This is a genomic window from Telluria sp. AZSoR62 (genome assembly GCF_058111565.1).
This window is the reverse complement of sequence record NZ_JBYTST010000001.1, coordinates 165,688-185,827: the sequence shown is the minus strand read 5'-3', so window position 1 is coordinate 185,827 and position 20,140 is coordinate 165,688. Positions and strand designations below refer to the sequence as shown.

The 20,140-nt window shown below is 66.4% G+C and carries 16 protein-coding genes; 13 read left to right on the top strand and 3 right to left on the bottom strand.

Features of this window, described 5'->3' with window-relative positions; genetic code table 11:
* The first annotated feature begins 12 nt into the window (after positions 1-12).
* The 3 genes from AC3XQU_RS00845 (at position 13) to AC3XQU_RS00835 (ending at position 4,055) form a co-directional block, all read left to right on the top strand.
* The gene (locus tag AC3XQU_RS00845; protein WP_489872232.1) at positions 13-1,533 is read left to right on the top strand and encodes a tryptophan halogenase family protein; all 1,521 of its coding nucleotides are present in this window, start codon (positions 13-15) and stop codon (positions 1,531-1,533) included.
* 190 nt (positions 1,534-1,723) lie between these two features.
* Positions 1,724-3,505: a DEAD/DEAH box helicase gene (locus tag AC3XQU_RS00840; RefSeq protein ID WP_489872231.1), complete on the top strand. Its 1,782-nt coding sequence runs from the start codon at positions 1,724-1,726 to the stop codon at positions 3,503-3,505.
* Between the two features lie 118 nt (positions 3,506-3,623).
* Positions 3,624-4,055, top strand: a complete 432-nt coding sequence (locus tag AC3XQU_RS00835; RefSeq protein WP_489872230.1) for a hypothetical protein — start codon at positions 3,624-3,626, stop codon at positions 4,053-4,055.
* A 34-nt stretch (positions 4,056-4,089) separates the two neighbouring features.
* Here the strand turns inward: AC3XQU_RS00835 and AC3XQU_RS00830 are convergent, their stop codons facing one another.
* Positions 4,090-4,968: an alpha/beta hydrolase gene (locus AC3XQU_RS00830; protein WP_489872229.1), complete on the bottom strand. Its 879-nt coding sequence runs from the start codon at positions 4,966-4,968 to the stop codon at positions 4,090-4,092.
* A 211-nt stretch (positions 4,969-5,179) separates the two neighbouring features.
* On the opposite strand from AC3XQU_RS00830, the gene AC3XQU_RS00825 reads away from it, so the two are divergent.
* The 10 genes from AC3XQU_RS00825 (at position 5,180) to AC3XQU_RS00780 (ending at position 16,934) form a co-directional block, all read left to right on the top strand.
* Positions 5,180-6,517, top strand: a complete 1,338-nt coding sequence (locus tag AC3XQU_RS00825) for an MFS transporter (RefSeq protein ID WP_489872228.1) — start codon at positions 5,180-5,182, stop codon at positions 6,515-6,517.
* A 105-nt stretch (positions 6,518-6,622) separates the two neighbouring features.
* A complete protein-coding gene (locus AC3XQU_RS00820) occupies positions 6,623-8,254 on the top strand; it encodes an alpha-D-glucose phosphate-specific phosphoglucomutase (protein ID WP_489872227.1) in 1,632 nt (543 codons plus the stop codon).
* Positions 8,255-8,281: 27 nt separating this feature from the next.
* Positions 8,282-9,949, top strand: a complete 1,668-nt coding sequence (locus tag AC3XQU_RS00815; protein WP_489872226.1) for an alpha-amylase family glycosyl hydrolase — start codon at positions 8,282-8,284, stop codon at positions 9,947-9,949.
* Positions 9,950-10,073: 124 nt separating this feature from the next.
* A complete protein-coding gene (locus AC3XQU_RS00810) occupies positions 10,074-11,267 on the top strand; it encodes a PAS domain-containing sensor histidine kinase (protein ID WP_489872225.1) in 1,194 nt (397 codons plus the stop codon).
* A gap of 219 nt (positions 11,268-11,486) precedes the next feature.
* Positions 11,487-13,346 carry a glucokinase gene (locus AC3XQU_RS00805; RefSeq protein ID WP_489872224.1) on the top strand — a complete coding sequence of 620 codons (1,860 nt, stop codon included), beginning with the start codon at positions 11,487-11,489 and terminating at the stop codon, positions 13,344-13,346.
* A 54-nt stretch (positions 13,347-13,400) separates the two neighbouring features.
* Positions 13,401-14,423: an ABC transporter substrate-binding protein gene (locus tag AC3XQU_RS00800; protein WP_489872223.1), complete on the top strand. Its 1,023-nt coding sequence runs from the start codon at positions 13,401-13,403 to the stop codon at positions 14,421-14,423.
* Positions 14,423-14,998 carry an SCO family protein gene (locus AC3XQU_RS00795; protein ID WP_489872222.1) on the top strand — a complete coding sequence of 192 codons (576 nt, stop codon included), beginning with the start codon at positions 14,423-14,425 and terminating at the stop codon, positions 14,996-14,998. The genes AC3XQU_RS00800 and AC3XQU_RS00795 overlap by 1 nt, the downstream gene beginning before the upstream one ends.
* Entirely contained in the window at positions 14,995-15,423 is a 429-nt protein-coding gene (locus AC3XQU_RS00790; protein ID WP_489872221.1) for a cupredoxin domain-containing protein, read from the top strand. The genes AC3XQU_RS00795 and AC3XQU_RS00790 overlap by 4 nt, the downstream gene beginning before the upstream one ends.
* On the top strand, positions 15,416-16,174 hold the full coding sequence (locus AC3XQU_RS00785) for an ABC transporter permease (protein ID WP_489872220.1): 759 nt from the start codon (positions 15,416-15,418) through the stop codon (positions 16,172-16,174). Before AC3XQU_RS00790 ends, AC3XQU_RS00785 begins: the two co-directional genes overlap by 8 nt.
* Positions 16,175-16,178: 4 nt before the next feature.
* Positions 16,179-16,934 (top strand): ABC transporter ATP-binding protein, encoded by a 756-nt coding sequence (locus AC3XQU_RS00780; protein WP_489872219.1) that lies wholly within the window; start codon positions 16,179-16,181, stop codon positions 16,932-16,934.
* Positions 16,935-17,154: 220 nt separating this feature from the next.
* On the opposite strand, the gene AC3XQU_RS00775 is transcribed toward AC3XQU_RS00780, so the two are convergent.
* Together AC3XQU_RS00775 and AC3XQU_RS00770 are read right to left on the bottom strand one after the other, a co-directional pair.
* Positions 17,155-18,399 carry a sensor histidine kinase gene (locus AC3XQU_RS00775; RefSeq protein WP_489872218.1) on the bottom strand — a complete coding sequence of 415 codons (1,245 nt, stop codon included), beginning with the start codon at positions 18,397-18,399 and terminating at the stop codon, positions 17,155-17,157.
* Positions 18,399-19,955 carry an ATPase domain-containing protein gene (locus tag AC3XQU_RS00770; protein ID WP_489872217.1) on the bottom strand — a complete coding sequence of 519 codons (1,557 nt, stop codon included), beginning with the start codon at positions 19,953-19,955 and terminating at the stop codon, positions 18,399-18,401. The genes AC3XQU_RS00775 and AC3XQU_RS00770 overlap by 1 nt, the downstream gene beginning before the upstream one ends.
* Positions 19,956-20,140: the final 185 nt, after the last annotated feature.

The following is a 20,140-nucleotide window of genomic DNA, read 5'->3' as shown; positions in this document are numbered from 1 at the left end:
CTGGCAGAGAACATGAACACTGAACCCCTCAAAGACATCGTCATCGTCGGCGGCGGCACCGCCGGCTGGATGACGGCCGCCGCGCTGTCGACCATGCTCAACGGCCGCTACACCATCCGCCTGGTCGAATCCGACGAGATCGGCATCGTCGGCGTCGGCGAAGCGACCATCCCGATGATCCAGCGCTTCAACCGCGTGCTGGGCATCGACGAGCACGAATTCATGCGCGAGACCCAGGGCAGCTTCAAGCTCGGGGTGGAGTTCGTCAACTGGGGCAAGCTCGGCGAGCGCTACATGCACGGCTTCGGGCGCCTGGGCCAGGACCTGGCCACCGTGCCGTTCGACCAGTACTGGCAGAAGATGCGCCGCCTGGGCAAGGCCGCGCCGCTCGAGGAATACTCGATCTCGCGCATGGCCGCCAAGTCCAACAAATTCATGCCGGCCCGGCACGACGTGCCCAATTCGCCGCTGCGCGACATCGCCTACGCCTACCACTTCGACGCCAGCCTGTATGCGCGCTACCTGCGCAAGCTGGCCGAGAGCCGCGGCGTGATCCGCGTCGAAGGAAAAATCACGGGCGCCACCCAGCGCCAGGGCGGCGAGCACGATGGCCACGTCGACGCGGTGGTGCTGGAAAGCGGCCAGCGGGTGGAAGGGGAGCTGTTCATCGACTGCTCGGGCTTCCGCGGCCTGCTGATCGAGCAGACCCTGCAGACCGGCTACGAAGACTGGAGCGGCTGGCTGCCGGCCGACCGTGCGCTGGCGGTGCCCTGCGAGTCGGTGGCCGCCATGACGCCCTATACCCGCGCCACGGCCCACCAGTCGGGCTGGCAGTGGCGCATCCCGCTGCAGCACCGCACCGGCAACGGCCACGTCTACTGCAGCCGCTTCATCAGCGACGACGAAGCGGCATCGACCCTGCTGGCGAACCTGGACGGCAAGGCCCTGGCCGAGCCGCGCCTGATCAAGTTCCAGACCGGGATGCGCAAGCAGGCCTGGAACCGCAACGTGGTCGCCGTCGGCCTGGCGGGCGGCTTCCTGGAGCCGATCGAGTCGACCAGCATCCATCTGATCCAGTCGACGATCCAGCGCCTGATCGACTTCTTCCCGGACCGCCGCTGGAGCAGCGTGGACCGCGATGAATTCAACCGCCAGTCGCGCTTCGAGTACGAGCGCATCCGCGACTTCATCGTGCTGCACTACAAGCTGAACCAGCGTACCGATTCGGCCTACTGGCGCGAATGCGCCAACATGGCCATTCCCGAGACCCTGCAGCGCAAGATGGACATGTACCGCTCGCACGGCCGCGTGGTCCGGGTCGACAACGAGCTGTTCTCGGAAGTGGGCTGGATCCAGGTGCTGGAAGGGCAGAACATGCCGATCGACGGCTACCACCCGCTGGCCGACACCCAGTCCGAGGCCGACATTGCCGACTACCTGGAAAGCGTGCGCAGCGTGATCGCCCAGTGCGTCAAGGTGATGCCGACGCACAACGACTACATCGCAAAGATGTGCCCGGCCAAAAAGATGTAGCGTAAACCTGTATCATTCGCGGCCCCATGTGCGAATAGCCCATGGGGCCGTTGTTCGTAGCTTGGGCGGAGTTCCTGCCCACGCGGTCGCCGAGTGCACCGCCTGCCCACCCCATCCGTTCCAAATTGTGCCCGCCCCCTTGCTCCAAGAGAGTAAACTGGCGGTTTAGTTCCGTTTTTGAAAGTTTTCTATGTCAGACACCGTCCTCCCGTCGTTTTCCGACCTCGATCTCTCCGCGCCCGTCCTCAAGGCGCTGAAAGACGTCGGCTACGAAACGCCGTCGCCGATCCAGGCCGCAACCATCCCGCTGCTGCTGGCCAACCGTGACGTGCTCGGGCAGGCCCAGACCGGCACCGGCAAGACCGCGGCCTTCGCGCTGCCGATCCTGTCGAACATCGACATCAAGCAGATGACGCCGCAGGCACTGGTGCTGGCGCCGACGCGCGAGCTGGCGATCCAGGTGGCCGAAGCCTTCCAGAGCTACGCCAACCACATCAAGGGCTTCCACGTGCTGCCGATCTACGGCGGCCAGAGCTACGGTCCGCAGCTGCAGGCGCTGCGCCGCGGCGTGCACGTCGTCGTCGGTACCCCGGGCCGCGTGATCGACCACCTCGAAAAAGGCTCGCTCGATTTGAGCAAGCTGAAGACCCTGGTGCTGGACGAAGCCGACGAAATGCTGCGCATGGGCTTCATCGACGACGTCGAGCAGATCCTGCAAAAGACCCCGGCCGGGCGCCAGACCACGCTGTTCTCGGCCACCATGCCGCCGGCGATCAAGCGCATCGCCAAGACCTACCTGCGCGACCCGCAGGAAGTCACCGTCGCCGCCAAGACCGGCACCGCCGAGAACATCACCCAGCGCTACTGGCTGGTGTCGGGCATGCAGAAGCTCGAGGCGCTGACCCGCATCCTGGAAGCCGAGCCGTTCGACGGCATGATCATCTTCGCCCGCACCAAGCTCGGTACCGAAGAACTGGCCACCAAGCTGCAGGCGCGCGGCTTTGCGGCCGTCGCCATCAACGGCGACATGGCCCAGCAGGCGCGCGAACGCACCATCGAGCAGCTCAAGAACGGCAAGATCGACATCCTGGTGGCGACCGACGTCGCCGCGCGCGGCCTCGACGTCGAGCGCATCAGCCACGTGATCAACTACGACGTGCCTTCGGACCCGGAAAGCTATACCCACCGCATCGGCCGCACCGGCCGCGCGGGCCGTAGCGGCGACGCGATCCTGTTCATTACCCCGCGCGAGCGCAGCCTGTTGAAAGCCATCGAGCGCGCCACCCGCCAGCCGGTGTCGCAGCTGACGCTGCCGACCGTAAAGGCCGTGAACGACGTGCGCATCGCCAAGTTCAAGGACCAGATCACCGAAGTGCTGGCCGCCGGCGGCCTGGAGCAGTTCCGCTCCCTGATCGAGGAATACGAGCGCGAGCAGAACGTGCCGGCGGTGGACATCGCCGCCGCGCTGGCCAAGCTGGGCCGCGGCGACGTGCCGCTGCTGATCGAGCGTCCGGATCGCGAACCGCGCGCGGAAGCCAGCTGGGAAGAGCGTCCGGCGCGTCCGGTGCGCGAACAGCGTGAATTCCAGCCGCGCGAATCGCGCGACGCCGCCGGCTTCAGCCCGGGCTTCAAGAAGGAGCGCGTCGTGCGCGAATCGGAGCCGGGCATGGCGACCTTCCGCATCGAAGTCGGCCACCAGCACGGCGTCAAGCCGGGCAACATCGTCGGCGCCATCGCCAACGAGGGCAACATCCCGTCCAAGTACATCGGCCGCATCGAGATCTACGACGACTTCAGCACACTCGACCTGCCGGACGACATGCCCCCGGACCTGGTGAGCCATCTCAAGACGGTATGGGTGGCCGGTCAGCAGCTGAACATGACGCGCGACGGCGAGGAGCCGGCCAAGCCGTCCGAGAAGAAGAAGTCGTTTACCAAAGCGGGGACGAAGAAGCCGCACCGCAAAGGCTGATTGTCGTGGGGATCCGGCGCCTGGCGCCGGATCCTTCTTCGAGTAACACTTGCTAACAGAATGGCCGGGATGCGTCTCGACGGCTGGTTTAGCATGGTGCCATACTCGGGAGATCAGCATGAACAAACTCGCACCGCTTTGCCTGTCCTTGGCCGTCCTGGGCTTTCCGGGCGTCGCCGCAGCCGATTTGTGGAACGATGGACGACAGGGTCACCGCGAATACAAGCAGGAGTATTGGGACGGCGACTGCAAGGTCAAGCGCGAAGCCAAGAAAGACGGCGAATACAAGGAAGAACGCGAGTGCAAGGGTTCGCGTCGCCAGGCGCGTCACGATGACGGTCGCGAATACAAGAAAGAGTACTGGGACGGCAACTGCAAGGTCGAGCGCGAACGCAAGAAGGACGGCGAATATAAGGAGAAGCGCGAGTGCAAGACCTCGCGCCACCGGTCACGCGACGAGTCGCGCAACTATTCCAGCGCCTATCCCCATTACCCTGGCGAGATGGAGCGCGAACCCGCGGTGCGGGTAGACGTTCGCGTTCGCCAGTAAGTCGTGGCCCGCTTCGCGGGCTACAACGTTCATGTCAGTGGCTGCTCGCGACCTTGGCGTCCGCCGGCGCGAACATCCACAACAGCGCCTCGCGCAATTCCCCCGCCCAGAACGCCTCGTTGTGCTCGCCTTCAGGCACGATCTTCAGGACCGTGTTGGCCGCCGGATGCCCGCTTCTCTGCACCACCTCGGCCATGCGCTTGACGTCCGCCACCATCTCCGGGCCTTCCTTCCCGCCCATCAGCATGAACACCCGCGCGTCCTTCGGCACCGGTTGGCTCGCCACGAAGCCGAACGAAGGCTGCGCCGTCCAGTAAGCCGGCGAGAACACGCCGGCCTTGCCGAACACCTGCGGATACCGGGCCAGCGCGTAATGCGAGGCCAGGCCGCCCATCGAGCTGCCCATGATGGCCGTGTGCGCGCGGCCGCTCAAGGTGCGGTAGCGCCGGTCGACCAGGGGTTTCAGGGTCTTGACGATGAAGTCCGTGTACTCGCGGCCTTCCGCGGGGCCGAAGCGTTCGTTGTTCCAGGCATTCAGTTCCGTCATGCGCTTCTCGCCGCCGTTGTCGATGCCCACCACGATCAGTTCGAGCTTGCCTTCCTTCGCCAGCGCGTCCAGGGTCTCGTCCACTTTCCACTCGCCCGCATAGGCGGTGGCGTTGTCGAACAGGTTCTGGCCGTCGTGCATGTACATTACCGGATAGCGCTTGGTGGAGGTGGCATAGCCGGGCGGCAGGTAGAGCCGCACCTGGCGCTTGCGGGCCAGGCCCGTCATCTCCAGCTCGCCGAGCAGGCTCACGCCGGGCAGGGCGGTCGAGGCTTTCGGCGCTTCGGTCTTGTCGGCGGCAGCGGCGGGCAGGCAGAACAGGGCGGCAAGCACAAGGGCAGAGGCGGGGTGGCGAAGCAGGGACATGCAGGTCTCCTCGTATGATTGTTCTGTTGTTTGACTACAGAAATGGGCTATTTTGCCCTCGGTGTTGTGGCGATTCTACTATGAGAGCTCTTCGATTGACACCCATAAATCCCCATGTTATTTTGCTACAGCTTTGAGTAGGCTGTACCTCTTCAGCCTGCCGACATCACACGAGAGCCCGGCATCTTTCGGGCCAGATTGGGGACACACAATGGATATGCACACTGGCTCGATCAAGCCGCGCCTGTCGTTCTGGCAGCTCTGGAACATGAGCTTCGGCTTCTTCGGCATCCAGTTCGGCTTCGCGCTGCAGAACGCCAATACCAGCCGCATCTTCTCGACGCTCGGCGCCGACCCCGACAATCTGGCCCTGTACTGGCTGGCCGCGCCCGTCACGGGCCTGCTGGTGCAGCCCATCATCGGCTACCTGAGCGACAACACCTGGCACCCGAAGTGGGGCCGCCGCCGTCCGTTCTTCTTCGTTGGCGCCGTGCTGGCCGCGATTGCCCTGTTCCTGATGCCCAATTCCTCGGTGCTGTGGATGGCCGTGGCCGTGCTGTGGCTGATGGACGCCGCCATCAACGTGTCGATGGAGCCCTTCCGCGCCTTTGTCGGCGACAAGCTCGATGTCTCGCAACAGACCGCCGGCTACGCGATGCAGACCTTCTTCATCGGCTGCGGTGCGGTGATTGCCTCGCTGCTGCCGGCCTTCTTCGAATCGATGGGCGTGTCCAACGAAGCGGTGGGCGGCATGATTCCCGACACCGTGCGCTATTCCTTCTACGCCGGCGGCGCCATTTTCTTCCTGGCCGTGCTCTGGACCGTGCTCACTGCGAGCGAGCAGCCGCCTGCCGACCTCGAGGCCTTCAACGCCGAGCGCAAGCACGCCCGCAGCTTTGGCGTGGCCTTGAGCGAAATCGTCGGCGGCTTCACCAAGATGCCGAAAACGATGGTGCAGCTGGCCTTTGTGCAGTTCTTCACCTGGATCGCACTGTTCGCGATGTGGATCTATACCGGTTCGGCGATCGCCGACAACGTCTTCGGCACCACCGATGCCCAATCGTCCGCCTTCCAGTCGGCCGGTAGCTGGGTCGGCATCATGTTCGCGGTCTACAGCGGCGTGTCGGCGCTGGCCGCCTTCATCCTGCCGGTGTTTGCGCGGGCTACCAGCCGCAAGACCGTGCACGCGACCTGCCTGGCCATCGGTGGCCTGAGCCTGGCCAGCATCTATTTCATCACCGACAAGCAGATGCTGATGCTGCCGATGATCGGCGTCGGCCTGGCCTGGGCCTCGATCCTGACCATGCCCTACGCGATCCTGGCGGGCGCGCTGCCGGCCAAGCGCATGGGGTATTTCATGGGCCTGTTTAACTTCTTCGTCGTGATCCCGCAGATCTGCAGCGGCCTGCTGCTGGGTGGCGTGACCAAGCACTTCTTCGATGGCCACACGGTGCAGACCCTGGTGCTGGGCGGCGCCTGCATGCTGATCGCGGCCGTGCTGACCCTGTTCGTCACCGACCGTGCCGGTCCGGTCAAGGCGGCCGTCTAAGCCGCGCGCGCCAGTGATTTCGCGCCTGTCGTATCGTAACGTTTTGCCAACATCGCCCGCGTCCCGCCGCGCTGTTGCAAGACCTTATAACGACAGGAGCGAAGCATGACCATCCAGACCATCCCGACCACGCCCTTCGCCGGGCAGCGGCCCGGCACCTCGGGCCTGCGCAAGAAGGTAACGGAGTTCCAGCAGCCGGGCTATCTCGAGAATTTTGTCGAAGCGATCTTCCTCACCCTGGGTGAAGGGGAAGGGCGCACCATCGTCGTCGGCGGCGACGGCCGCTATTTCAACCGCGACGCGATCCAGACCATCCTGCGCATGGCCGCCGCCCACGGCGTGGCGCGCGTGCTGGTCGGGCGCGGCGGCATCCTCTCCACCCCGGCGGTGAGCTGCGTGATCCGCAAGCATGCCGCGTTCGGCGGCATCGTGCTCTCGGCCAGCCACAACCCGGGCGGCCCGGACGGCGACTTCGGCATCAAGTACAACATCGACAACGGCGGACCGGCCCCGGAAAAAGTCACCGAGGCGATGTTCGCCGCCACCCAGGCGCTCACGTCCTACCGCATCAGCGACGCCGGTCCTGTCGACCTCGACCAGCTGGGGAAGACCCGCATCGAGGACATGGTGGTCGAGGTCATCGACCCGGTGGCGGACTACGCGGAGCTGATGGCGCGCCTGTTCGACTTCAAGGCCATTTCCGCCCTGTTCGCAGGCGGTTTCCGGATGCGCTTCGACGCCATGCATGCGGTCTCCGGACCCTATGCGAAGACCATCCTCGAGGGCATGCTCGGCGCTCCCGTGGGCACGGTGGTCAATGGCGAGCCGCTCGAAGACTTCGGCGGCGGCCATCCGGACCCCAATCCGGTCAACGCCGCGGAACTCATCGCCCACATGGAAGGACCCGGCGCGCCGGACTTCGGCGCGGCGTCCGACGGCGACGGCGACCGCAACATGATCGTCGGCCGCGGCATCGCCGTCACGCCCTCGGACAGCCTGGCCATCATCGCCGCCAACGCCACCGTGGCGCCGGGCTACGCGGGCGGCATCAAGGGCATCGCGCGCTCGATGCCGACGTCCCAGGCAGCCGACCGCGTGGCCGAGGCCCTGGGCATCTCCTGCTTCGAGACGCCGACCGGCTGGAAGTATTTCGGCAACCTGATGGACGCCAACCTGGTGACCCTGTGCGGCGAAGAGAGCTATGGCACGGGCTCGCACCATATCCGCGAGAAGGACGGCCTGTGGGCCGTGCTGTTCTGGCTGAACCTGCTGGCCGTGCGCGGCACGTCGGTCGGGCAGCTGGTGCGCGAACACTGGGCGCGCTTCGGCCGCAACTACTATTCGCGCCACGACTACGAAGCGGTCGATGCGACCGCCGCCGACGCCATGATGGCCGCGCTGCGCGAACAGCTTCCCGAACTGGCGGGGCAAAGCTTCGGCCACTACCGCGTGGCCCTGGCCGACGATTTCGTCTACGCCGACCCGGTCGACCATTCGGTGGCCACGCGCCAGGGCATCCGCATCGCCATGGTCGACGGCTCGCGCATCGTCTTCCGCCTGTCCGGCACCGGCACCGAAGGCGCCACCGTGCGCCTCTACCTGGAACGCTACGAAGCCGACCCGGCGCGCCACGACATCGAACCCCAGGCCGCCCTGCAGGACCTGGCCGCCATCGCCGAGCGCGTCTCCGGCCTGCGCGCGCGCACCGGCAGGGACAGCCCGACCGTGATCACCTGATCCATCCACCCCACCACAGGAACCCGCATGAAACTTCCCGTCCTTGCCGCCGCCATCCTGCTCGCGTTCAGCGCCAGTGCCCATGGCGCACCCGCCCAGCCCGCGGGCAAGCCCTTCGTCTGGGAGAACGCGACCGTCTATTTCCTGCTGACGGACCGCTTCAACAACGGCGACAAGGCGAACGACCTGGCCTACGGGCGCAAGATCGATGCCGCCAAGCTGCGCGGCTTCATGGGCGGCGACCTGGCCGGCATCACGGCCAAGATCAGGGAAGGCTATTTCAAGGACCTGGGCGTGAACGCCATCTGGCTCACGCCGCCCGTCGAGCAGATCCACGCCCCGACCGACGAAGGCACCGGCAAGACTTATGGTTTCCACGGCTACTGGGCGAAAGACTTCACAGCGGTGGACGCCAACCTGGGCAGCGAAAAGGACTTCCGCACCTTTGTCGACACCGCGCACGCCAACGGCATCCGCGTGATCCTCGACGTGGTGATGAACCACACCGGCCCGGTCACCAAGGCCGACCCGGTGTGGCCTGCGGACTGGGTGCGCACCGGGCCGAAATGCACCTACAAGGACGCGCCGACCACCATCGATTGCACCCTGGTGGACAACCTGCCGGACATCCTCACCAACAGCAACGACAACGTCGCGCTGCCTCCGGCCCTGGTGGCAAAGTGGAAGAAGGAAGGGCGCTACGAGCGCGAAGTCAAGGAGCTGGACGCCTTCTTCAAGCGCACCGGCTATCCGCGCGCGCCGCGCTTCTACCTGGTCAAGTGGCATGCCGACTGGGTGCGCAAGTACGGCGTCGACGGCTTCCGCGCCGACACCGTCAAGCACACCGAGCCCGGCGTGTGGAAGGAACTCAAGACCGAGGCCAGCCTGGCCTATGAAGAATGGAAGCGCGCCAACCCGGCCAAGCGCGTCGGCAACCTGCCGTTCTTCATGACCTCGGAAGTCTACAACTACGCAATCAGCCACGGGCGCAGCTTCGACCTGGGCGGCGGCGTAAAGGTCGACTACCTGGCCAACGGTTTCGACAGCATGATCAACTTCGCCATGAAGACCGATGCCGCGCAGGGCTATGAAAAGCTGTTCTCGGATTATTCGAACCAGCTGCACGGCCCGATGAAGGGCTATTCGGTAATGAACTACATCAGCTCGCACGACGACGGCAGTCCCTTCGACCCGCTGCGCCAGCGCCCCTTCGAGTCGGCCAACAAGCTGCTGCTCGCGCCGGGTGCGGCCCAGATCTATTACGGCGACGAGACCGCGCGCCTCTTGAAGGTCGAGGGCGCGGAAGGCGACGCGACCCTGCGCTCGTTCATGAACTGGGACGAACTGGCGGCCAACACCCGGCGCGGCGCCAACCGCGTGGCCGAGGTGCGCGACCATTGGGCGCGCCTGGGGCGCTTCCGCGCGGCCCATCCGGCCGTCGGCGCCGGCGCCCACCAGATGCTGGCTGCCAGCCCCTATACCTTCAAGCGCAGCTGGGAGAAGGATGGCGCGAGCGACCGCGTGGTGGTCGCCCTCGACCTGCCTGCGGACAAAACCCTGCCGATCTCGGTGGCGGGCGTGTTCAACGACGGCCAGACCGTGCGCGACTGGTACACGGGCAAATCGGCCGTGGTCAGCGGCGGCAAGGTGCAGTTCGCGACCCCTTCGCCGGTGGCGCTGATCGCGCTGGACTAAGGCTGCCAAAGAGCGCGCGATCCTGCCGTGCGCGCCTCCGGTGACGGTAGAATGTCATTTCGACATCGTCCACACTACTGTCCCGGCGCGCCTGCATCGACCAGCGCGGTGGGCACACGCCAATATGACCGACACCGCAGCGCTGCACTGGAAACAAGAAGACGCGCAGGCCTTGTGCCGCCTGCTACTGGAAACCACGCGCCAGTTCGGGGTCGTGTTCTACGATGCGGACCTGCGCATCACCGGCTGGAACTCGGGTGCGCAGTTCATCACCGGCTGGAACGCATCCGATGTGCTGGGCCAGCCCACGGCCATGCTCTTCATCCCCGACGACCGCGAGCGCAAGCTCGACCAGCACGAAGCCAGCACAGCGGCCCTGGTCGGCGTTGGCGAGGACGAGCGCTGGCACATGCGCCAGGATGGTTCCTGGTTCTGGTCGAGCGGCGTGAGCCTGCCGCTGCACCGCGAGGGCGAGGCGGTCACCGGTTTCGTCAAGATCTTCCGCGACGCCACCCACCTGCGCGTACGCACGCGCTATCTCGAGAATGAACTGAAGGGCCATAGCGAACGCGACGCCGAACGCGAGGTATTCTTCGGCACGATCGCGCACGAGATGCGCAATCCGCTGGCGCCGCTCAAGACCGCGGTGCAGCTGATGCAGATGCAGGCCCCCAGCCCCTCGCCGGCGGCGCGGCCGCTGCAGGTGATGGAGCGCCAGCTCGGCATGCTCGAGCGTCTGGTCGAAGACCTGGTGGACGTCACGCGCGTCAAGGCGGGCAAGATGAGCATCACCTACGAATGGGTGGGCTACCAGGCCATGCTGCATGACGCCCTGGACAGCTGTGGAACCGCTGCGCAGCTCAAGGGCGTGGCCATCCACCGCAGCCTGCCGCCGGTTCCGATCGAGGTCGAAGTCGATACCCGCCGCATGCAGCAGGTGATCGTCAACCTGCTCAACAACGCGGTCAAGTTTACCCCGGAGGGCGGCGACATCTGGGTCACGGCAACCGTCGACCAGACCCATTTCGTCTGCTACATCAAGGACAGCGGCAAGGGCATCGAGCCCGACCTGCTGCCGAAGATCTTCGAGGTGTTCACCCAGGCCGCAGCCGGGCGCGCCGACCGCGGCGCGGGGCTGGGCATCGGACTGGCGGTGGTCAAGGAAATCGTGGCCCTGCACCAGGGCACGGTCGAGGTGCGCAGCGAAGGGCCGGGCAAGGGCAGCGAATTCACCATTCGGATTCCTCTGCGCAAGCCGGGCACGGGGCAGGGCGAGCGTGGCCATCCGGAGGAGCCGGAGCAGGCCGGGAATCCGTAAGCGTCCTTGTCCGCAATAACCGCACGGGCAGCAGCACGGTGAGGCGGAGGCGTGGGCAAGGCAGTTCAGGCCAGTAGCCTGGACTACGAATTGCCCATCCTACGAGTCAGCTGCGGCTTCAAGTGCTTGGAATTGGCGCAGCGGGGCGGTATTTTTGTCAATCGATCAATGGTATCCTAGCGCGATCCGGGACAGGCGTCCCGCTTGAACTGGATCGCAATGACTGTTGAACCCGACACCGAACAGAAACCCTCCCGCGCCGCGTTTGCCGACGGCCCGCGCCTGCTCGCGGACATCGGCGCCACGCATGCGCGCTTCGGCCTGGAGACCGCGCCCGGCGTGCTGCGCCAGGTAGCGGTGCTGCGCTGCGACGAGTACACGGGCATCGTGCCGCTGCTGCATGGCTACCTGGCCCAGCTCGGGGGCGTGCGCATCAACCACGCGGCTTTTGCGCTGGCCAATCCGATCAGCGGCGACACCATCCGCATGACCAACCGCGACTGGCAGTTCTCGACCGACGAAGTGCGCCGCACGCTCGGGCTGGCGACCCTCTTGATCGTGAACGACTTCACCGCGCTGGCCATGGCGCTGCCGGGCTTCAAGCCGCAAGACCTGATGCAGGTCGGCGGCGGCGCGCCGCAAAGCCATGCGGTGGCCGGCGTGCTCGGACCGGGCACCGGCCTGGGCGTCTCGGGCGTGATCCCGACCATCGACGGCTTCGTCACCCTCGGCAGCGAGGGCGGCCACGTCAATTTCGCGCCCAGCGACGAGCGCGAATTCGCCATCCTGCAATACGCCTGGCAGGAATGGCAGCACGTCTCGAACGAGCGCCTGATCTCCGGCCCCGGCATCGAACTGATGTACCGCGCGCTGGCCAGGCGCAACGGCGTCCAGGCGCCACAGCGCAGCACCGCCGACATCGTCAGCAGCGCACTCGACGCGCGCGATCCGCTGTGCCTGGAAACCCTGGAAACCTTCGCCGGCATGCTGGGCGGGGCGGCGGCCAACCTGGCGGTAACGCTGGGCGCCTTTGGCGGCATCTTCATCGGCGGCGGTATCGTGCCGCGCATCGCCGAGTGGTTCGCCACCTCGCCCTTCCGCGCCCGCTTCGAGGCCAAGGGGCGCTTTACCGACTACATCGCGCAGATCCCGACCTATATCATCATGACGCCGAACCCGGCGCTGCATGGGGTGTCGACGATCCTGTCCGAGCACCTGCGCGGGCGCAGCGGCGCCAACACGCTGATGGACCGCGTGCAGCAGCTGCGCCACGAACTCTCGCCGGCCGAGCAGCGCGTCGCCGCCCTCGTGCTGGAACACCCGCGCAAGGTGCTGGGCGAGCCGATCGCCGAGATCGCGCGCCTGGCCGACGTGAGCCAGCCGACCGTGATCCGCTTCTGCCGCTCGCTCGGCTTCCAGGGCCTGGCCGAGTTCAAGCTCAAGTTCGCGGGCAGCCTGACCGGCACCATCCCCGTGCGCCACAGCCAGGTGCGCATGAGCGACTCCACGCACGACCTGTCGGCCAAGGTGATCGACAACACCGTGTCGGCGATCCTGAAATTCCGCGACCAGCTCGACGTGCACGGGATCGACCGCGCCATCGAACTGCTGCGCCGCGCGCGCCGCGTCGAGTTCTACGCGATGGGCAATGCGCGCGCCGTGGCGCTGGACGGCCAGCACAAGTTCTTCCGCTTCCGCATCCCGGCGGCGCTCTACGGCGACTCGCACCTGTTCACGCTGGCCGCGGGCCTCTTGGGACCGGGCGACGTGGTGATCGCGATCTCCACCGCCGGCCAGCTGCCCGAACTGCTCGAAGCGGTGGACATCGCGCGCGCAGGGGGGGCGGACGTCATCGCCATCACCAGCAGCAAGTCGGCGCTGGCGAAAAAAGCCAGCGTCTGCCTGGCGGTCGACCACAGCGAAGACAGCACCACCTTCCTGTCGATGATCTCGCGCATCCTGCAGCTGCTGCTGATCGACATCATGTCGGTCGGGATCTCGCTCGGCACCCAGGGCGAAGCAGGGGGGGAGGGCGAGCAGGACCCGCGCCGGCTCCTGATTTCCCACCTCGACAGCTGACGGGTGGGTGTCCAGTGCTAGAATTGCGCGCATCACGATTTTGGAAGCGTTTCCATGCTTGAGCATTCCGCGCGTCGGCGCCAGTTGGTCAAGGGCGCACTGAGCCTGCCGCTGGCCGGCATGGGCGCGGCCGTCGCCGCGCCGGCGCGTGCGCCGCTGCAGGTGGGCGGCCTGCCCGTCACCTGCAACCTGACCTTGCCGATCGCCTGCAAGGCCAAGGCGGCGGCCGACGGCAAGCCGGACGCGCCGTTTACCGCCTTCGAGTACAACAAGTTCTCCGGCTGGCCCGAGATCAAGGAATCCCTGATGACGGGCCGGATCCAGGCCGCCTACATGCTCGCGCCGCTGGTGATGGACCTGACCGACTGGCGCATCCCGCTGAAGATCGTCTCGCTCGGCCACCGCTCGGGCGCGGTCATCATGGTGCGCACCGATTCGCCCTTCCGTAAGTTCGCCGACCTGCGGGGAAAGAGCATCGCCATTCCCAGCCGCTTCGCGGTCGACTATCTTTTCCTGCGCAAGATGCTGGCGCGCGAAGGCATGTCGCCCAAGGACATCGAAGTCATCGAGATGGCGCCGCCCGACATGCCGGCCGCTCTGTACGCCCGGGCCATCGACGGCTACTGCACCGGCGAGCCCTTCGGCGCCGCGGCCCAGCGCGCCGGCTATGCGCGGCCGCTGTCGATGACGCGCAACGAATGGCGCAACTACATCTGCTGCGTGCTGACCGTGCGCGAAGAACTGATCCAGACCCAGCGTCCCCTGGTGCAGGAACTGGTCAACTACGTGCAGGCGGCCGGCAACTGGCTCGACGCCAGTCCCCTGAACCGCAACAAGGCCGCGCACATTGCCGGCAACCGCAAGTTCTTCAACCAGGACCCGAACATCATCAAGTTCGTCATGGAGAATCCCCAGGACCGCGTGACCTATGGCGACCTGCGCATGCTGCGGCCCGAGTTCGACGAGCTGATGAAGCTGTCGGTTCAGGCGGGCACGCTCAAGCGTCCGGTGGCGTACGAACAGTATGTGGACGACAGCTTCGTGAAGAATATCCGGCCCGTGAAGGTGGCGCTGTGATGCGCCGCTTCGCTGCGGCAGTCTTGCTGTTCTCCGCCGTCGCGGCGCAGGCGGCGCCGGTCTTGAAGTCCGGCGTGTTCTCGCCGGCCCGCATGGCGCCCGAGATCGCGCAGAAAGCGGTCGATGCAAGCGAGTTCCGCCTGTCCTCGCTGCGCGGCAGGGTGGTGGTGCTGGAATTCGGCTTCACCCATTGCCCGGCCGTGTGCCCGGCCTCGCTGGCCGCGCTGGCGGCGGCGCGCCAGAAGCTCGGGGCCCATGCCGACCGCCTGCAGGTGGTGTTCGTCTCGGTGGACCCCGAGCGCGACACGCCGGCGCGCCTGAAGAGCTACCTGGCGCAGTTCGACAAGAGCTTCATCGGCATCACCGGCACGCTCGAGCAGATGGCGGCGATCCGCAAGGAGTACGGGATCACCGCCACCCGCCACCCGGCGGGCGAGGGCAAGGCGGGTTACCAGATGGGCCACTCGTCCTACCTCTACTTCATCGACAAGAAGGGCATGCTGCGCGCCCTGATGCCGTTCGGGCGTCCGGCGGACGAGATCGTGCACGATGTGAACGTGCTGGCGGCGGAATGAAGCAACGCGTCGCCACCGCCTTCGTGCTTGCCCTGCTGGCCGCGCCCCTTGCCTGGGCAGCCTTTGCGCCCTTGCAGGCCGCGTCGCGCGACCAGCTGTTCGAGATCCCGAAGGGCACCTGGGAGCGCCGCATGCAGGGCGACAAGACGTCCATCCTTCCGGAGCAGATCACGCTCACCCTGGGCGTGCGCGACGTGCTCCTGCTGCGCAACAGCGACACGGTGCCGCAGATGTTCGGGCCGGTATTGATCATGCCTGGCCAGGACTTCCGCCTGCCGTTCGCCCAGGCCGGCGAGCATCCCTTCGACTGCACCGCCCACGCCAGCGGCAAGATGACGGTGCTGGTCGTCGAGGCGCCCGCCGCCGGGCTGGCGCGCCTGCGCTGGCGCCTCGACTCCTTCATGAACGACAAGACCCATGGATAGACTGAACCGGATCTGGCCCCCGCTGCTGGTGCTGGCCGCCATCGTGGCGTTGTGGTGGCTCGTGGTCGCGCGCAGCGGCAGCGTGATCTTCCCGTCGCCGCTGCAGGTGCTTGCCGGCACGCTGGAACTGGCGCGCGACGGCACGCTGTGGGAGCACATCTGGGCGTCGCTGGCGCGCGTGGCCACGGGCTTCATGATCGCCCTGATGTTCGCGCTGCCGCTGGGCCTGTGGATGGGACGGGTGGACGCCGCCTACCGCACGCTCAACCCGGTGTTCCAGATCCTGCGCCCGATCTCGCCGATTGCCTGGATCCCGATCGCGATCCTGTGGTTCGGGGTGGGCGACCTGGCGCCGGTGTTCCTGATTTTTCTCGCCTCGGTGTTCCCGATGATCGTGCAGACCGCCGCCGGCGTGCACGCCATCGAAGGGCGCTACCTGCGCGCGGCCGAGAACTTCGGCGTCTCGCGCGCCAAGCTGTTCCGCCAGGTGATCGTGCCGGCGGTGCTGCCCGAGATCCTGATCGGCATGCGCATCGGCCTGGGCGTGGCCTGGCTGGTGGTCGTGGCGGCCGAGATGATCGTGCGGCGCTCCGGCCTGGGCTACCTGATCATGGACGCGCGCAACGCCGGCAACCGCTACGACCTGGTGGTGGCGGCCATGATCATCATCGGATTGATCGGCCTGGGACTCGACACCCTGATGCGCCGACTGGAAGGCTTCAAGGGAGTAAGGTGGCGCTATGCACGCTAAGGTCATGAACGCAATGCACGAGACGATTGCCGCGGTTCCCAAGGTCGCCATCCAGGGCATCCGCAAGGGCTTCAAGTCGCTGCCTGTCATCGACGGCATCGACCTGGCGGTGGCGCCGGGCGAATTCGTCGCCATCGTCGGCCCCTCGGGCTGCGGCAAGTCGACCCTGATGAAACTGCTGGCCGGCTTCGAGCAGCCCGACAGCGGCGCCGTCCTGATCGACGGCGTGAAGGTACAGCGCCCGACCCCGAACGCGATCGTGATTTCGCAGCATGGCTCGGTGTTCCCGTGGCTGACGGTGCAGGAAAACCTGATGTTCGGCCTGAGCGGCAGCGACCGGCGCGGGAAAGAGGCGACGGCCGACCATTACGCCGAGATGGTGGGATTGAAGGGTTTTGAAAAAGCTTATCCGCACGAGCTCTCGGGCGGCATGCTCAAGCGGGTGGAGATCGCGCGCGCACTGGCGGTGAAACCCGACATCCTGTTCATGGACGAGCCGTTCTCGGCGCTGGATGCGCTCACGGCCCTGAAGATGCGCATCGAGCTGCTGCGCGTGCTGCGCGAAGAGCGCCACACGATCATCCTGATCACCCACGACGTGGAAGAGGCGATCTACCTGGCCGACCGCGTGGTGGTGCTGTCGCCGCGCCCGACCCGCATCGCCTCGGTGTTCCCGATCGAACAGCCTCATCCGCGCAAGGTCTCGCACCCCGACCTGCAGGCGATCAAGGACGCGATCCTGGGGCAGCTCGGGCTGTAGGGCGGGGCGCCGGTGTTATTGCTGGCGCGCGCGCTCTTCCTTCTTGACCTTCTTGGCTTCCTTCTTTTCCTTCATCGTCTTGGCCGGTTCCTTCTTGGTCGTTTTCTTCGCATCCTGGCTTTTACTCATGTCGTGCTCCGTTCGGTAATGGACTAGGGTGGGGGACGTGCACCTGCCACGCCACTATACAGCGCCCGGCGGGCAAACCGGCATGAAACGCCTACGGTGCGGGGCGGACCGGCGCCGCCAGCGGCAGCCGGATGGCGAAGGTCGCTCCCTTGCCGCGGCCTTCGCTGCTCACGCTCAGGCTGCCTTCGTGCAGCTCGACGATGCGCCGCGCGATGTACAGCCCCAGCCCCAGGCCGGTGGCATTGTCGTGCTGCTGCAGGTTGAAGGCGCCGAACACATGCGGCAGGTCCCCGGGTTCGATGCCCTGGCCGGAATCGGCGATGTCGATCGCGACCATGTCGGCGGCGCGCTTGACCGCGATGCGGATGACGCCGCCCTCGGGGGTGAACTTGGTGGCGTTGAACAGCAGGTTCCAGATCACCTGCTGCAGGCGGCGGCCGTCGGCCTCGAGCTCGATGTGGTCGCCGTAATCGCTGGGCGTGACCTGCATCAGGATGCGCTTGGTGTGGGCAAAGGTCTCCACCGTCGAGATGGCGTCGCGCAGCACCTGTCCCAGCTTCACCTGCGAGCGCGTGATCGACATCTGGCCCGTGAGCGTGCGGGCGGCGTCGATCAGGTCGTCGACCATGCCCGCTTCCTGGCGCACGTGCACGCGCATCGATTCCAGGCTGCTCGCGACTTTCGGCGGCAGGTCCGGCTCCGTGCGCAGCATCAGCTCGATGCGCATCGACAGCGCCGACAGCGGGGTGCGCATTTCGTGCGAGACGGTGGCCAGGAACAGTTCGCGCGTGCGGTTCACGCGGGTCAGGTCGTCGATGGTCTCGCGTTGGCGGTCGAGCGTGGCGGCCAGCGTGCCCAGCAGCGCCGCATAGGTGCCCATGCGCTGCTCGGACACGGGCGCCTCGAGCCGCACCTCGTTCCACAGCAGGTGACCGGGCAGGCCGACCTGTTTGGCGATGCGCTCGCATTCGAGCGGCGAGCTGAAATCGGCGAAGCGCCAGCCGAACACCAGCACCCCATACACCTCGCCGCGCAGCAGCAGCGGCATCGAGCACACGCGCAGGCCCTCGAACTGCGCCGATTGCGGCTCGCCGCTGTCGCACACCGATTCGGCCAGGCTGCGCTCGAGCGCCGTGCCGGGACCGTCCTCGGCCCATAGGCGCGAGCGCGCCAGCAGGGTCGCCAGGCGCGAGCCGGTCTTCGGTCCGATGCGGCGCACGCCGTCCGGATCGTAGGCCGAGCTCACCAGGCCGGTGGCTTCGGTGAACTGGCGCAAGGGCGTATCCCAGTCGTCCCAGTCGACCGGGGCATTGCCGGGCAGCTTGACCGTAATCACTATGGCTGTTCGGTCGGCAGGTCGGCCGACTCCGGCAGGGAACTGCCCCGGGCGACCGCTTCCTCGATGTGCGGGCTCTGGCGCGACGGGGAGCGCGACAGCAGGCCGTAATACGAGGAGAACGGCAGTTGCGGCACGGCGCTGGACTGGGTGTCGCTGTCGCTCTCGTCGACCAGCAGCAGGCCGCCGACGCCGATGGTGTATTCGCGCGTGATCTGCAGGTTGCGGCTGCCGCGCACCTTCGGCACGGCGATCGCGCGCCGCAGCACGGTGGAAATCTCGACGTAGTTGAGCAGGATGATGTTGTCGACCAGGTGCGAGCCCTTGAGTTCTTCGCTGATCTGCGACACGCCCAGCAGTTCCGGGCTCTCGTAGTTGAACAGGGTCGTGGCCAGGCGGTTCTTGAAATACGTGGCCAGCGCGTACAGGTAGTCGGCCACTTCGCTGCGGCTGGTCATCTCGTAGACGGCGATCGAATCGAACACCACGCAGTCGATCTCGTGGGTTTCGACCAGCCTGACGATGCGGTCGAAGTGCACGTCCAGGTCCAGTTCCAGCGGCGACTCGTAATGGATGAACAGGTCGCCCGCATCGACCAGCTCCTGCAGCTCGAAGCCGAGCGAGCGCGCGTTGCGCATCAGCTGGGCCGGGTGCTCGTCCAGGCTCACGAGCAAGGTCTTGTGGCCTTCCCTGATGGCGTTGGTCAGGAACTGCACGCTCAGCACCGTCTTGCCGGTACCGGAAATGCCGCCCACCAGCGTGACCGAGCCCTTGTAGATGCCGCCGTCCATCATCTTGTCGATCGCCGGCGAGCCGGTCGACAGGCGCTCTTCCGAGGTCGGCTGGTGGACAGAGCCCAGGGGCCGCGACTGGGCGCGGCGGTAGATGTGCACGCCCATGCCCGGCTCGATGCGCATCGTGTGGCTGCCGTCGATGAAGTCCTGGCCACGCGATTTGAGCACCGTCAGGCGCCGCTGCACGCGCCGGCGGGCTTCTTCGCGCGTGAGCGAGATGATGGTGTCGAACACGAAGCGCTCGTGCGCCACCACGCCGGTGATCGACTCGTCCTTCTCGGCGGTGACCATGGTGGTCACGCCCAGCCGGGTCAGGCCTTCGATCAGCAGGTGCACGTCTTCGCGGAAGGGCAGGTCGTGCGCTTCGGCATACAGGCGCAGCGGCGTGAGGCCATCGATCAGAAGGCGCCTGGCCCCCATCTCGACCAGCGAGGCGGCAAAGGCGCCGTCCTCGCTGCGGAATTCGCTCAGCAGCACGGCCGGGCTGGTCTGGATGATCTTGATCTTGCCCTGGTCGATCAGGCCCTGCAGGTCCCAGTCGAAGCCGGCGGCGTCGCGCAGCAGCTTGGCGGGATCGAGCTCGAAGGAGACGATGGCGCCCGGCTCGTCATGGTCGAGCGCCCCGTGGTAGATGAAACCCAGGCCCAGCGTGGTCTTGCCCGAGCCCGGCGGGCCTTCGACGAGCAGGTTGTTATTGCGTGGAATACCGCCGCGCATCACTTCGTCGAGACCGGCAACCCCGGTCTTCACCAATCCGCTCATGTCACATGTCCTCTATATAAGTTGTCCAGCTTAACATGCGGGCAGGCAATTCGCCTGGGGTGCGGCTACCGGACAGGCGTCGCTGGCGACAGGCCTGGTCGATCCAGTGTAGTAGCGGGAAGGGAAGTTGGCCACCTGCGCAAGGGGGAAAGGAAGATGCCGAGCTGTGCGTCGCCGGGCAGGGG